Below are 13,565 nucleotides of genomic sequence, written 5' to 3'. Positions count from 1 at the left end.
CACAGGCTCGCTCATGCGGTGACCCCCTTGGTCTTGGCGGCCTTGCGCACGCGGCGCGCGGCTTCGGGTGCATTGCGCAGCTTCGGGTTGATGACCTCGTCGATGGCGAAGTTGATCAGCGACAGGCCGGCGCCGAGGAGCGCGATCATGAGTCCCGGCGGGACGAACCACCACCAGGCCCCACGTCCGAGCGCCTGCCCCGACTGTGCGTCGTTGAGGATCGATCCCCAGGTGATCGACGAGTTGGGTCCGAGGCCGAGGTACGACAGGCCGGCCTCGCCGAGGATCGCGAAGATGATCGCGAAGAGGAACTGGGCCGCCAGCAGCGGCAGCAGGTTCGGCATGATCTCGACGAGGATGACGCGGAACGACCGCTCGCCCGCGACCTTCGAGGCGTAGACGTAGTCGCGTGTGCGGAGCGAGCGCGTCTGCAGCCGGAGCACGTACGCCGCCCCGGCCCAGGAGGTGATGCCGAGCACGAAGGCGACGAGCTGCCAGCTGCGCTGCGGGACGAACGAGGCGATGACCATCACCAGCGGCAGTCCGGGGATCACGATCATGACGTTCGTGAGCAGGGCGAGGCCGTCTTCACGCCACCCACCCAGGTAGCCGGCGAGCACACCGAACAGGAGGGAGAGGACGATCGCGATGCTGCCGGCCGTCACGCCGATGAGCAGCGAGCCCTGGGCACCGGTCGCGAGCTGGGCGAACATGTCGTTGCCGAGCTTGGTCGTGCCGAGCCAGTGCTCGGCCGACGGCGGCTGAAGCGCTGGGTTGGCCGTGCTCCGCGGGTTCTGGGAGAAGATCGGCGCGATGATCGCGAACAGCACGATCGCCAGCACGATGCACACGCCCACGATGAACTTCGGCGAGGTGCTGGGCAGGATGCGGCGACGCTTTCGTTCCTGACGCTGTGTGGCGAGAGCGACGGTGCCCTCAGGGGCGACGGTGGGTGGCTCCTCCGTGAGGAGCGGGTTCTTCGTGTCAGACATTCTGGCGAGCCCTCGGGTCGATGAAGCCATAGACGAGGTCCATGATGAAGTTGGCGGCGAGCACCGTGAGCGTGATGACGAGGAACAGCCCCTGCATCAGCGCGTAGTCGTTGTTGGTCACGGCCTGGAACATCAGCTTGCCGATGCCGGGGTAGGTGAACACCTGCTCCATGACGATGGAGCCGGCCACGACGAAACCGAGCGTGATCGAGAAGCCGGCGATCGAGGGGATCGCGGCGTTGCGGGCAGCGTAGGTGGTGAGCACCCGGCGCGGGCGCAGGCCCTTGGCCTCGGCCGTGAGCACATAGTCCTCGGCGAGCGTCGAGACCATCATGTTGCGCATGCCGAACATCCAGCCGCCGACCGAGCTGATCACGATGGTGACGGCGGGAAGGATGGCGTGGGCGACGGCGTCGCTGAAGAAGGCCCACGTCGGCTCGGGGCCGTCGGGGAAGTCGAACACGTCGTAGCCGCCGAAGATGGGGAACCAGCCGAGGCCGACCGCGAACACCGCCACCAGGATCAGCGCCATCCAGAAGTACGGGATCGACTGCAGGACGGTGGTGGCAGGGATCAGATGGTCGACCCAGGTACCGCGCTTCCATCCGGCCCAGGCGCCGAGCACGACGCCGAGGACGAAGGAGATGATCGTCGCCGTGCCGACCAGGATGAGCGTCCAGGGAAGAGCACCGGCGATGAGCTCCGTCACCGGGGTGGGGAACTTCGTCACCGAGACGCCGAGGTCGCCCTGGAACATCCGCCCCCAGTACGCGAGGTACTGATCCCACAGCGACGAGTCGTCGCCGCCGAGCAGGAGCCTGATATTGCGGATGGTCGTCTCTGAGACGTCGCCGCCCGCCCGCTGCATCTTGGCGATCATGATGTCGGCGGGGTTTCCCGGCATGAGCCGGGGAAGAAAGAAGTTGATGGATATCGCGGCCCAGAGCGTGAACGCGTAGAACCCGATTCTTCGTGCATAGAACTTCATGTCACTGTTTCCTGACTTCCTTCTTCCCCGACTCCTCTCGTGTTACTTGACCGGCTGCAGCTGCGTCAGGACGTAGCCTGCCGCGATCGCACCCCAGGACGGCGGGAAGGCGTAGAGGTCTTCCTCCGTCGGCCAGCCCGTGTAGTCCTTCGTGTTGTAGAAGGTCTGCGTCGCGTTGATGACGAGCGGGATGTAGGGCAGGTCACGCACGATCTCGGTCTGGATCGTTGCGTACAGCTCCTTCTTCGTCGCCTCGTCGTTCGTGCTGATCGCCGACTGGATCGCCGTGTCGACGACCGGGTTGCTGTAGCGGCTGAAGTTCCAGCGTCCTGCGGGGATCTCGGTGCCGACCGGGGTCGTCGACTCGACGGCCGTGCCGCCGAACCAGTCGCGGTAGATCTGGAACGGGTCGGCGACGGACGTGCCGATCACACCACCCATGATGAGCTGGAACTCGCCACCCTGACGGGAATCGGAGAACTCCTGCCACTGCACCGTCGATGCCGTGATCTTGATGCCTGCGGCCTCGGCCTGCTCGGCGATCAGCTTCGCGGCGTCGTTGTAGTCGGTCCAGCCGTCGACCGAGGTGAGCGTGAGCTCGAGCGGAACCCCGCCCTTCTCGTAGATGCCGCTCGAACCCTTGGTGTAACCGGCGGCCTCGAGGATCGAACCGGCCTCGGCGGCGTTGGCCTCCTGCGGGCTGACCTCGTTGGCCGGGTCGGCGAGCCACTTCTCGTCACGCGGCAGCAGCGTGAAAGCCGGCGAGATGTCGCCCGTGAGGCCGACGAATGCCTTGTCCTTGATGATGCCGCGGTCGATCGCCACGTTGAGCGCCTGACGCACCGCGACGTCCGTCTGCGGGCCGGTGCAGCCGAGCTCGGCGTTCGAGCAGGTGTAGAGCACCGTCGGGTCCTGCGGGGTGTTGATCCAGTCGATCTTGCCGTTGCCGGTCACGTCATCCGGGTTGGGGATGAACATGCCGGTCCAGTCGAGCTTGCCGGCGGCGAGCAGGTCCTGTGCCGTCTGGTTGTTGTCGACCGCGATGTACTGGACCTTCTTGACGCCGAGCTTGTCGGCATCGCGGTAGTTCTTGTTCGCGACGAGGGTGTAGGACTCGCTCGTGGTCTTGTCGACCACGTAGGGGCCGGATCCGACGGGCTCCTCGTTCGTGAAGTTGGCGAAGTCCTTGACGTCCTTCCAGACGTGCTCGGGGAGGATGTAGCTCGACCCCATCCGCTGGAACTCGGTCGTGTACTGGGCAGACGAGTACGTCAGCACGGCGGTGGTGTCGTCCGTGGCCTCGGCGGAGATCAGACCGTTGCCCTCGGGGTTGTTGGCCTCGTAGTTGAACGAGAACGCGACGTCCTTGGCGGTCAGGGGCTCACCGTCGCTCCACTTGAGGTCGGGCTTGATGGTGACCGTGATCACCGTGCCGTCCTCGTTGTACTCGAACGAGTCGCCGATCAGGCCGACCGGCTCGGAGTCCGCGGTCTTGTTGTAGAAGAACAGCGGCTCGTAGATCGGCCCGAGCGCGCCGTGGAGCACGGTCGGAGCGAACGGGTTGTAGTTCGCGGCGATGGGGGTCTGGCTGCCGGCCCAGACACGCAGGGCCTTGTCGCCATCGGCGTTGCCACTGTCGCTGCCGCCGCCACAGGCGGTGAGGCCCAGGGCGAGGACGGATGCACCGGCAATCGCGGTGAGCGCGATCTTGCGCCTTCCGTTACGGATCATTTCTCTTGTTTCCTCTCGGTGCTGCACTGCAGGAGGGATCGCTCCGGATGGAGCAGAACCCCGGAGGTGGGGTTCTCGGGCCCGGGGAGACGACCGGCGGCCACTCCCGAAGGGGTTTGTTAGGACAGTAACCTAACAAACCCCGTCCTCGTGGACAAGCCTCCTCGCGCTCCTCAGATAACGTTTCGGACTCAGCCCGAATCCTCGTCACAGAGGACCACTAAGAGTCTCGATGACACTAAGATCGACATCGGAGGTTAAGGTGCGAATGACTCAAAGCGGTGACATCCGAGTCGCCGTCTCGACGGTGATCCTGACGCTGCGGAGGACCGACGACGGACGGGCGGTGCTCTCCCTGCCCCTCGTGCTGCGCACGCGCGAGCCCTTCGCCGGCCAGTGGGCACTCCCCGGAGGTTGGCTCACATCGACGGAGTCTCCCGTCGATGCCGCGGCCCGCACCCTCGCCGAGACAACGGGACTCGCCCCCAGCTACCTCGAGCAGCTGTATGCCTTCGGAGCGGTCGACCGCTCCCCCACGCGGGTCGTCTCCATCGTGTACTGGGCCCTGTTGCGGCAGGACGACGTGACCGCGCAGAGCGCCGCACATCGCGCAGCCGGGCACAATCCCGAGAACGTTCGCTGGTTCGACGTCGAGGAGCTGCCGGACCTCGCGTTCGACCATGACCGGATCGTCGAGTACGCGCTGTGGCGACTGCGCAACAAGGTGGGGTACAGCCGAGTCGCACAGGGGTTCCTCCCCGCCGAGTTCACGCTCGCCGAGTTGCGCGAAGCCTATGAATCGATCCTCGGACGCGCCCTCGACCCCGCCAACTTCCGTCGCCAGGTGGAGGCGGCGGGCAATCTGCTCCCGACCGACCGGTTCCGCACCGGAAGCCACCGGCCCGCACGTCTGTATCGCGACAACACTGACATCGAGCTCGCCGATCGCGGCCCGCTCCGACCCGAGGAAACGAGCATCCGATGAGCATCACCTTCGTCCCCGCTCCCGCCGTACCACCGCTGGACCCCTCCGTCGACCATGCGATCCAGGCGATCGTCACCGGCGCGTCCACGGACGCCACGTGCGCGACGGATCTCGCCGCAGGACCGTGGGACTTCGACGCGCGGCCCGGATACGGACCGGGCTCATCGATGGGAGACGTGATCCCGACCGGTGCCCCGCGACAAGGCGAGCTGCCTTCCGAGTACCGCGAGGCTTCGGAAGAGGAACTCGACGGGAGGATCCGGGCGGCCAAGGCCACGCTCGGCGACCGGGTGCTCATCCTCGGACACTTCTATCAGCGCGAAGAGGTCGTGCAGCACGCGGACTACGTCGGGGACTCGTTCCAGCTGGCGACGGCGGCGAAGGGCAGAGCCGATGCCGAGGCGATCGTGTTCTGCGGCGTGCACTTCATGGCCGAGACCGCCGATCTGCTCTCGCAACCCGATCAGGCGGTGATCCTCCCCAATCTCGCCGCGGGGTGCTCGATGGCCGACATGGCCGACATCGACCAGGTCGAGGAGTGCTGGGAGCAGCTCGAGGACGTCTTCGGAGACCTCGCGGCCGCAGACGCCGACGGCCGCGTGCCCGTGATCCCCGTGACGTACATGAACTCCTCGGCGGCGATCAAGGGCTTCGTCGGGCGACACGGCGGGATCGTGTGCACGTCGTCGAATGCGCGGACCGTGCTGGAGTGGGCATTCGAGCGGGGGCGGCGGGTCCTGTTCTTCCCCGACCAGCATCTGGGCCGCAACACCGCCAAGGCCATGGGAGTGCCGCTCGATCAGATGCCCATGTGGAACCCGCGGCGAGCGCTGGGCGGATCCTCCGCCGAGGAGTTGCTCGACTCGCGTGTCATCCTGTGGCACGGGTTCTGCTCCGTGCACCGACGCTTCACGGTCGACCAGATCGACCAAGCGCGCACCGATCACCCCGGTGTCCGCGTGATCGTGCACCCCGAATGTCCGATGGAGGTCGTCGACGCCGCCGACGAAGCAGGGTCGACCGAGTACATCCGCCGGGCGATCGACACGGCGACCGAACCGACCACCTTCGCGATCGGCACCGAGATCAACCTCGTCCGTCGACTCGCTGCGCAGTATCCGCAGCACGAGATCTTCTGCCTCGACCCCGTGGTGTGCCCGTGCTCGACGATGTACCGCATCCACCCCGGCTACCTCGCGTGGGTGCTGGAGGAGCTGGTGGCCGGTCGCACGCCGAACCGCATCACCGTGTCCGACGACGTCGCCGCCCCCGCTCGGGTGGCGCTGGAACGGATGCTCGCGGCGAAGCCCCCGGCGGTCGCGGGCACACGATGAAGGTCATCATCGTCGGGTCGGGCATCGCGGGGCTCACCGCGGCGCTGCACGCGCACGAGTCGGGTCACGACGTGACGATCGTCACCAAGGGTGACCTCGGCGACGGCTGCACCGGGTTCGCTCAGGGGGGTGTCGCCGGAGCGTACGGCCCGGGCGACTCCCCGTCGTCGCATGCCGCCGACACGCAGATCGCCGGCGCCGGGCTGTCCGATCCGGACGCGGTGAGTGTGCTGGTCGCCGACGGCGCGGAGCGGATCGCCGAGCTGATCGCACGGGGTGTCGGCTTCGACCGCGACGACGACGGTTCACTGCGACTCGGACGCGAGGCGGCGCACAGCCACGCCCGCATCGCGCATGCGGGCGGCGATGCCACCGGGGCGGCGATCTCCGCGGCCCTCGTCGAATGCGCACGTCGCGCGCGCATCCCCGTTCTCACCGGCGCTTTCCTTGTCGACCTCGTGAAGCGCGACGGTGTCGTTCGGGGTATCCGAATCCGTCGCGACGGTGTGCTCTCGACCCTCCAGGCCGACGCCGTGATCCTCGCCACCGGCGGTGCCGGCCAGCTCTACGCCCACACCACCAACCCCGGAGGAACGACGGGTGACGGCATCGCCGCCGCGCTTCGCGCAGGTGCAGCGGTCGCCGATCTGGAATTCGTCCAGTTCCATCCCACCGTCCTCGCCTCCGGCCCGGCGTTCCTGATCTCCGAGGCGGTGCGCGGTGAGGGCGCGGTTCTGGTGGACGACCGTGGCCGCCGGTTCGTGTTCGACAGCCACCCCGACGGTGAGCTCGCGCCGCGGGACGTGGTGTCGCGAGCGATCGCACGGCGTGCCGCGGCTCAGGCTGCGCCCGTCAGGCTCGACGCCACGATGCTCGGAGCCCGCACGCTCGCGCTCCGCTTCCCGACCATCGATCGTGTCACGAGAGAGCGTGGCTTCGACTGGGCGAAGAGCCCCCTACCCGTGACCCCGGCGGCGCACTACCTGATGGGCGGCGTGGTCACCGACCTCGACGGACGCACTACGGTGCCAGGGCTCTTCGCCGTAGGAGAGGTCGCCCGCACGGGCGTGCACGGGGCCAACCGGCTGGCATCGAACTCCCTGCTCGAGGGCGCGGTCTTCGGGGCTCGCGCGGCGGCAGCGCTCACGATGCCCTGGCCTCTTCCGGAACAGGAGCACACCCCTTCCGAGATGAGCCTCGACGCGAACCTCGTCGACGCCGAACCGGGGTTCACCCGCTCTGGACTACAGCGGCTGATGTGGGACGAAGTGGGCCTGCTGCGCACGGGCGAGGGCCTCACCCGGGCGCTCGGCGTGCTGCAGGGGTGGGCCGGCGCCCCCACCACGCCCACGACCGTGACGGAGCACGAGGATGCGAACCTGCTGCTCCTCGCGCAGGCGACGGCGGCGGCGGCTCTGAAGCGCACCGTTTCCGTCGGAGCACATCATCGTGTCGACACGGATGCGACAGGTGCCCCTTCTTCATCCCCCACACCCTCATCGATCCTGGAGACCGTCTGATGCTGACCCCCGCCACTCTGCACCGCGTCGTCGGCGCCGCACTGGAGGAAGACGCTCCGTGGGGCGACCTCACGAGCACCACGCTGCTGCCCGCCGAAGCCACGGCCACGGCCGATCTCGTCGCACGAGAGGCCGGGGTCTTCAGCGGAGGCGAGGTCTTCGCCGCCGCCTTCCGTCTCACCGATCCGTCCGTCCAGGTAGATCTGCACGTCGGCGACGGTGACGAGTTCGTTGCAGGAGACGTCCTCGCCTCGGTATCCGGTGCGGCGCGCAGCGTACTGACCGCGGAGCGCGTCGCCTTGAACTTCACGCAGCGGATGAGCGGCATCGCCACGCTCACCGCCGCCTACGTGGCGGCCGTCGACGGCACCGAGACGCGGATCGCCGACACCCGCAAGACCACTCCCGGTCTGCGCGCCTTCGAGCGTCACGCCGTCGAGTCGGGCGGCGGCCGCAATCACCGGCACTCCCTGTCCGACGCGGTGATGGCGAAGGACAACCACCTCGCGGTGCTGAAACGCTCGGGCCTCGACCTCGCGGCCGCCCTGCGCGCGGCCCTGTCCCGGCTCCCCCATACGACCCACGTCGTCGTCGAGGTCGACCGTCTCGACCAGATCGACGCCGTCCTGGACGGTGGAGCGGACACCGTGCTGCTCGACAACTTCTCGCTGGACGACCTGGAGCGGGGCGTGGCCCTCATCGGCGGTCGAGCCATCGTCGAAGCCTCGGGCGGTGTCACCCTCGACACGGTCGGCGAGATCGCACGCACCGGTGTCGACGTGATCTCGGTCGGAGCTCTGACGCATTCCGCCCGCGCCCTCGATCTCGGCCTGGATCTGCGGATCGACTGACGGTCATGCTCTACCTCGATCACGCGGCGACCTCACCGGTGCGTCCGGAAGTGCTCGAAGCGATGCGTCCCTTCCTCACCGGGGTGTTCGGCAATCCGTCGAGTCACCATACGGCGGGCGAGGCCGCGGCGAGCGCCCTCGACGGCGCCAGGGCACGGGTGGCCCGCGTGCTGGGGATGCGGACGAACGACGTCGTGTTCACCGCAGGAGGAACAGAGGCGAACAACCTCGCGGTCAAGGGCATCGCGCTCGCCGCTCTGGAGGCGGGACGGCGCCACCTGGTCATCTCCCCCATCGAACACGAGTCGATCCTCGAGTCCGCCGGGTATCTCCGACGCTTCCACGGCGTCGAGGTGACGATGATCCCGGTGGACTCCCGAGGGCGTATCGCCCCGGATGCGCTGACCGCGGCCATCAGGGAAGACACGTCGCTGGTGTCGTTCGGTCACGCGAACAACGAGATCGGGACGGTGCAGGACGTCACAGCCCTGGCAGCCGTCACGAGCGCGGTGAAGGTCCCCCTGCACCTCGATGCCGTGCAGTCGGCCGGGTGGCTTCCCCTGCGGGATCTCGGTGCCGATGCGTTGTCGATCGCTGGTCACAAGCTGGGTGCCCCCAAGGGCATCGGTGCGCTCGCGGTCCGCGGACGCCTTCCCGTGGAGCCCCTGCTGCACGGCGGCGGTCAGGAACGCGGTCGACGATCCGGCACCGAGAACGTCGCGGGAGCGGTGGCGTTGGCAACGGCCCTGGAACTCGCCGAGCGGGAGCGAGAACTCGTGGCGGCGCGGGTCGCCGCCACGAGCCTGCGCTTCGCCGCCCTGGTGCTCGCCGCCGTGCCTGCAGCAGCACTCACCGGCGACCCGGTGCATCGTCTGCCCGGCACCGCGAGCTTCACGTTCGCCGGCACCAGCGGGGAGGCCGTGCTGCTCGAGCTCGAGCGCCGCGGAGTGATCTCCTCGAGCGGATCGGCGTGCGCGGCGGGCAGCGACGACCCCTCGCACGTGCTGCTCGCCTGCGGAATCGCTCCCGAGGTCGCACAGACGTCGGTGCGCTTCACGTTCGGTCGCGAGGAGCTGGCCACGGACGCTCCCGAGCGCCTGGCGGCGCTCGTCGCGGAATCCGTGCGCGCGGCCCGGGGCTGATGCCCGGCCATAGACTCGGCACGTGACTGCCTCCGCCCCGATCGTGACGCTGATCGTCCCCGGACGCGACATCGCCGCCTTCGCCCCCGCTGCGCTCGACTCGCTCCGCGCACAGACCGAACCCCGCTGGCGGGCGATCCTGATCGACGACGGTTCGACCGACGAGACGGGCGCGATCTTCGATGACGCGGCCTCCGCTGACCGACGTTTCACGACCATCCGCCATGACGCCTCCCGTGGCCTCGGCGCCGCCCGCAATGCCGGTCTCGCCCTGGTGGACACCCCCTACCTCGGCTTCCTCGATGGCGACGACGAACTGCGGCCGGACGCCCTCGCCCGGATGACGCACACACTCGAACGGACGGGAAGCGATTTCGTCGCCGGAGCCTACGTGCGCGCACGCCCTCAGGGAGATGCGTACCTCGCCGGTCGCGTGCAGCCCTGGGTATCCGCAGCCACCTCCCCGGAGAGGCTGGGCACCACGCTCACCGCACATCCCCGGGCGGTGTCGAACATCGTCGCCTGGTCGAAGCTGAGTCGCACTCCTTTCTGGCAGGATCTCCGCTTCCCGGAAGGCGTCGCCTACGAGGACCAGATCGTCGCCCAACAGATGTACACCCGCGCACGGGCGTTCGACGTCATCCCGGATGTGGTCGTGCACTGGCGTCTCCGCGCCGACGGCACCTCGATCACCCAGGGCAAAGGTCGACTCCCCGTACTGCGCGACTACCTGGCAGCTCTGCGCGGCGGCATCCGCGTGCTGCACGACGCCGGCGCACGCGCCTCGGTCGTAGCGCGGATCGAGCTGATCCTCGCCATGGACATCCCCTCACTCCTCGACATCGCGGAGCAGCATACCGACCCGGCATACGCCGCCGAGGTCGATGCCTTCATCGCCGAGCTCCGGGCACTCCCCGAGTTCGCCGATGCCACTCCAGACCCCTCCCTCGCCACGGCTCTCGCCTGGTGAGCGCGGACCACCGATCGGCGGACACATGAACGACTACCTCTCCTCGCTGTTCTCCCTCGAGGGACGCACCGCTGTCGTGACGGGCGGCAGCTCCGGCATCGGTCGAGGGATCGCCACCGCGCTCGCTCGTGCCGGCGCGGCCACGGTCGTGGTCGCCCGCGGTGAGGAACGCATCAGCGAGACCGTCGATGAGCTGCGTGCGCTCGGCTGCCGGGCGACCGGTGTCGTCGGCGATCTCAGCACGAGGGCGGGAATCCACGCCGTCGCCGCAGCGGCTGTCGAGCCCTTCGGGGAACCGGACATCCTCGTCAACTCGGCCGGCATCAACATCCGGCCGCCCTTCCCCGACATCACCGAAGAAGACTGGGACGCCACGATGACGGTCAACGCGCTCGCACCGTTCCTGCTCGGCCAGCACTTCGCGAAGGGCATGGCCGCACGCGGATACGGCCGCCTCATCCACATCAGCTCCCAGCAGGCGCACCGGGCCTTCGTGGGCAGCGGTGTGTACGGTGCGTCGAAGGGTGCCGTGGAGTCGCTCATGCGCTCGGAGGCCGAGGCCTGGGGCGGGACGGGCGTCACGAGCAACACGCTGGTGCCGGGGTTCGTGCTCACGCCGTTGAACGCCCGCCTGCAACAGGACCCGGAGAAGGTCGCCGAGCTCGCGGCCCGCACGATGATCGGACGCAACGGTCTGCCGAGCGACTTCGCGGGTGCGGCGGTGTTCCTGGCCGGGGCAGGATCGGGCTACGTCACCGGTCACTCGCTGTTCGTCGACGGCGGGCTGTCGGTGCACTGACCTGAGACTGCACTGACCTGAGACTGCACTGGCCTGAGACTGCACTGGCCTGAGACTGCACTGGCCTGAGACTACTCAGGGCCCCGGCGGGTAGACCCGCTCGTCGGGTCTCGGCTCGGCCAGCAGAGGCACAGCGGCGGTGATGGTCGCGACGGCGTCTTCGCCGGCGGAATCGGCAGGCGCTCTGTCGGCGCGGCGCTCAGCGAGAGGAGCCGCAGCGCCGCCCGTCACCGCCTCCTCGACCGCTGCCTCGGTGTCGAGCACCCGCGACGCCGCCACCTGCTCAGCCGCGAGCTCGGCATAGAGTCCACCGAGCGCCAGCAGCTCGGAGTGAGTGCCGGACTCGATGATGCGCCCCGCTTCGAGCACGTGGATCACGTCCGCGCCCATCACGGTCGAGAGCCGGTGGGCGATGGAGAGCGTCGTGCGCCCCTTCGCGGCCTCGTCGAGCGCTTCCTGCACCACGCGCTCCGACACCGTGTCGAGCGCCGAGGTCGCCTCGTCGAGGAGTAGCACCGGCGGGTCCTTCAACAGCACGCGGGCGATCGCGATGCGCTGCTTCTCCCCGCCGGAGAGCCGATACCCGCGCTCGCCCACCACGGTGTCGTACCCCTGCTCGAAGCCGGCGATGATGTGGTGGATGTTGGCGGCCGTGCACGCCGCGATCAGCTCTTCCTCGGTGGCATCGGGCTTCGCATAGCGGAGGTTGTCACGGATGGTCGCGTGGAACAGGTAGGTCTCCTGGGACACGATGCCCACGTTGTCGATGATCGACTCCTGCGTGAGGGTGCGCACGTCGGCGCCCGCGAACATCACGGCCCCTCCCTTCGCCTCGTACAACCGCGGCGCCAGGTACAGGATCGTGGTCTTGCCCGCGCCCGACGGGCCGACGAACGCGACGTGCTGACCCGGTTCCGCCGTGAACGACACACCGTCGAGAGTCGGCCTGGCGTCAGCCGAGGCATCGGGGTACCGGAACACGACCTCGTCGAACTCGATGCGCCCGCGGGGTCCAGGAGCCTGATCGACGGTGATCGCGTCGGGGGCGTCCTGGATCTCCGGCACGAGGTCGAGGTACTCGAAGATGCGCGCGAACAGCGCGGACGAGGTCTGCAGATCGAGCGAGACCCTCATGAGGCCCATCAACGGCATGAGCAGCCGCGCCTGCACGGTGGTGAAGGCGACGACGGTTCCCGCGGTGATGGCTCCGGTCCCGCCGGCGATCAGATAGCCGGAGACGAGATAGATCACGGCGGGCACACTCGCCATGATCACCTGCACGACGGCGAAGAACCCCTGGCCGCTCATCGCACGCCGCACCTGGAGCACGACCTGGTTGCGGTTCTCCGCCTGGTACCGCTCCGACTCGGTGCGCTGCCGGTTGAACGCCTTCGACAGCAGCATGCCCGACACGCTCAGGGTCTCCTGGGTGATCGAGGTGAGCTCGGACAGCGACTCCTGCGTCTCCCCCGCGATCCTGGCGCGCACCTGCCCCACCTTGCGCTGCACGACGATCAGGAACGGCATCATGACGACGGCGATGAGCGTCAGCCGCCAGTCGATCAGGATCATCGCGACGAGCGAGGCGATCACGGTCACGACGTTGCCGAGGATGCTGGTGACGGTGTTGGTCAGCACGCCGGACACGCCACCCACGTCGTTCTGCAGCCTCGACTGGATGACGCCCGTCTTGGTGCGCGTGAAGAATCCGAGCTCCATCGCCTGCAGATGCTCGAAGAGCTTCACGCGCAGATCGCCGGTGACGCTGTTGCCGACGGTCGAGGTGAGCCAGGTCTGCGCCACCCCCAGCCCCGCGGAGACCAGGAACAGCGCGACCATAGCGGTGACGAGCCAGGCCAGCAGTTCGAGGTGCGGGCTTCCGCCGTCCACCGGGAACAGCGCGTCGTCGAAGATGCGCTGCACGATCAGCGGCGGGATGACCGCGATCGCGGCGCCCAGCACGACCAGGATGCCCGTGAAGAGGATGCGCCAGCGGTAGGGGCGGAACAGGGAGACCACCCGCGCCCCGAGACCGTTGATCCGCGGCGCCTCGGCGTTCAACTTCCGCTGCGCGTCTTCATCGACTCCGCGGAAGCCACCTCCCCGCGGGCCACCGCCCATGCCGCCGCCCATGCTCATTGCGCCAGCGTACCCACGCGCGCGGACATCGGGCCGCGTGTATCCGCCTTCAGCGGATATCTGTGAATACGGAATGAAATGTCCGCGGCTGCCGTTACGCTGAATGACTCTTGC

Annotated in this window: 11 protein-coding genes; 7 read left to right on the top strand and 4 right to left on the bottom strand. The window is 68.3% G+C overall.

The window, feature by feature from the left end; all coding sequences use genetic code 11:
* Positions 1-11: 11 nt before the first annotated feature.
* The 3 genes from MOX01_RS07860 to MOX01_RS07850 are packed head-to-tail and all read right to left on the bottom strand — an operon-like array spanning position 12 to position 3,711.
* A complete protein-coding gene (locus MOX01_RS07860) occupies positions 12-992 on the bottom strand; it encodes an ABC transporter permease (RefSeq protein WP_058631909.1) in 981 nt (326 codons plus the stop codon).
* Positions 985-1,980 (bottom strand): ABC transporter permease, encoded by a 996-nt coding sequence (locus MOX01_RS07855; RefSeq protein WP_141369211.1) that lies wholly within the window; start codon positions 1,978-1,980, stop codon positions 985-987. The genes MOX01_RS07860 and MOX01_RS07855 overlap by 8 nt, the downstream gene beginning before the upstream one ends.
* Before the next feature lie 42 nt (positions 1,981-2,022).
* The gene (locus tag MOX01_RS07850; protein WP_046749589.1) at positions 2,023-3,711 is read right to left on the bottom strand and encodes an ABC transporter substrate-binding protein; all 1,689 of its coding nucleotides are present in this window, start codon (positions 3,709-3,711) and stop codon (positions 2,023-2,025) included.
* A 268-nt stretch (positions 3,712-3,979) separates the two neighbouring features.
* Here MOX01_RS07850 and MOX01_RS07845 point away from each other — a divergent pair, with 268 nt between their 5' ends.
* From MOX01_RS07845 to MOX01_RS07815, 7 genes are read left to right on the top strand one after another with little or no spacing between them, the layout of a single operon-like run.
* A complete protein-coding gene (locus tag MOX01_RS07845; protein ID WP_141369209.1) occupies positions 3,980-4,696 on the top strand; it encodes an NUDIX hydrolase in 717 nt (238 codons plus the stop codon).
* Entirely contained in the window at positions 4,693-6,030 is a 1,338-nt protein-coding gene (gene nadA, locus MOX01_RS07840) for a quinolinate synthase NadA (protein WP_058631905.1), read from the top strand. Before MOX01_RS07845 ends, nadA begins: the two co-directional genes overlap by 4 nt.
* Positions 6,027-7,550 carry an L-aspartate oxidase gene (gene nadB, locus MOX01_RS07835; RefSeq protein WP_141369207.1) on the top strand — a complete coding sequence of 508 codons (1,524 nt, stop codon included), beginning with the start codon at positions 6,027-6,029 and terminating at the stop codon, positions 7,548-7,550. Before nadA ends, nadB begins: the two co-directional genes overlap by 4 nt.
* Positions 7,550-8,401, top strand: coding sequence for a carboxylating nicotinate-nucleotide diphosphorylase (gene nadC / locus MOX01_RS07830; RefSeq protein ID WP_058631903.1), 852 nt, complete (start codon positions 7,550-7,552; stop codon positions 8,399-8,401). Before nadB ends, nadC begins: the two co-directional genes overlap by 1 nt.
* A 5-nt stretch (positions 8,402-8,406) precedes the next feature.
* The gene (locus MOX01_RS07825) at positions 8,407-9,543 is read left to right on the top strand and encodes a cysteine desulfurase family protein (RefSeq protein WP_141369205.1); all 1,137 of its coding nucleotides are present in this window, start codon (positions 8,407-8,409) and stop codon (positions 9,541-9,543) included.
* Positions 9,544-9,565: 22 nt separating this feature from the next.
* A complete protein-coding gene (locus MOX01_RS07820) occupies positions 9,566-10,513 on the top strand; it encodes a glycosyltransferase family 2 protein (protein ID WP_141369203.1) in 948 nt (315 codons plus the stop codon).
* A gap of 25 nt (positions 10,514-10,538) precedes the next feature.
* Positions 10,539-11,312, top strand: a complete 774-nt coding sequence (locus tag MOX01_RS07815; protein ID WP_141369201.1) for an SDR family NAD(P)-dependent oxidoreductase — start codon at positions 10,539-10,541, stop codon at positions 11,310-11,312.
* A gap of 75 nt (positions 11,313-11,387) precedes the next feature.
* Here MOX01_RS07815 and MOX01_RS07810 read toward each other — a convergent pair whose 3' ends face one another.
* Positions 11,388-13,445: an ABC transporter ATP-binding protein gene (locus MOX01_RS07810; protein WP_141369215.1), complete on the bottom strand. Its 2,058-nt coding sequence runs from the start codon at positions 13,443-13,445 to the stop codon at positions 11,388-11,390.
* Between the last annotated feature and the right edge of the window lie 120 nt (positions 13,446-13,565).

The sequence above is a fragment of the Microbacterium oxydans genome (assembly GCF_006540085.1).
Classification (GTDB): Bacteria; Actinomycetota; Actinomycetes; order Actinomycetales; family Microbacteriaceae; genus Microbacterium; species Microbacterium oxydans.
The sequence above is the reverse complement of the archived record's forward strand: the minus strand, read 5'-3'. Positions and strand labels throughout refer to the sequence as shown.

What these genes read in the sequence shown, in the direction of transcription:
- MOX01_RS07860 (WP_058631909.1), bottom strand. Translation starts at nt 992, where the DNA reads ATGTCTGACACGAAGAACCCGCTCCTCACGGAGGAGCCACCCACCGTC.
- MOX01_RS07855 (WP_141369211.1), bottom strand. Translation starts at nt 1,980, where the DNA reads ATGAAGTTCTATGCACGAAGAATCGGGTTCTACGCGTTCACGCTCTGG.
- MOX01_RS07850 (WP_046749589.1), bottom strand. Translation starts at nt 3,711, where the DNA reads ATGATCCGTAACGGAAGGCGCAAGATCGCGCTCACCGCGATTGCCGGT.
- MOX01_RS07845 (WP_141369209.1), top strand. Translation starts at nt 3,980, where the DNA reads ATGACTCAAAGCGGTGACATCCGAGTCGCCGTCTCGACGGTGATCCTG.
- nadA (WP_058631905.1), top strand. Translation starts at nt 4,693, where the DNA reads ATGAGCATCACCTTCGTCCCCGCTCCCGCCGTACCACCGCTGGACCCC.
- nadB (WP_141369207.1), top strand. Translation starts at nt 6,027, where the DNA reads ATGAAGGTCATCATCGTCGGGTCGGGCATCGCGGGGCTCACCGCGGCG.
- nadC (WP_058631903.1), top strand. Translation starts at nt 7,550, where the DNA reads ATGCTGACCCCCGCCACTCTGCACCGCGTCGTCGGCGCCGCACTGGAG.
- MOX01_RS07825 (WP_141369205.1), top strand. Translation starts at nt 8,407, where the DNA reads ATGCTCTACCTCGATCACGCGGCGACCTCACCGGTGCGTCCGGAAGTG.
- MOX01_RS07815 (WP_141369201.1), top strand. Translation starts at nt 10,539, where the DNA reads ATGAACGACTACCTCTCCTCGCTGTTCTCCCTCGAGGGACGCACCGCT.
- MOX01_RS07810 (WP_141369215.1), bottom strand. Translation starts at nt 13,445, where the DNA reads ATGGGCGGCGGCATGGGCGGTGGCCCGCGGGGAGGTGGCTTCCGCGGA.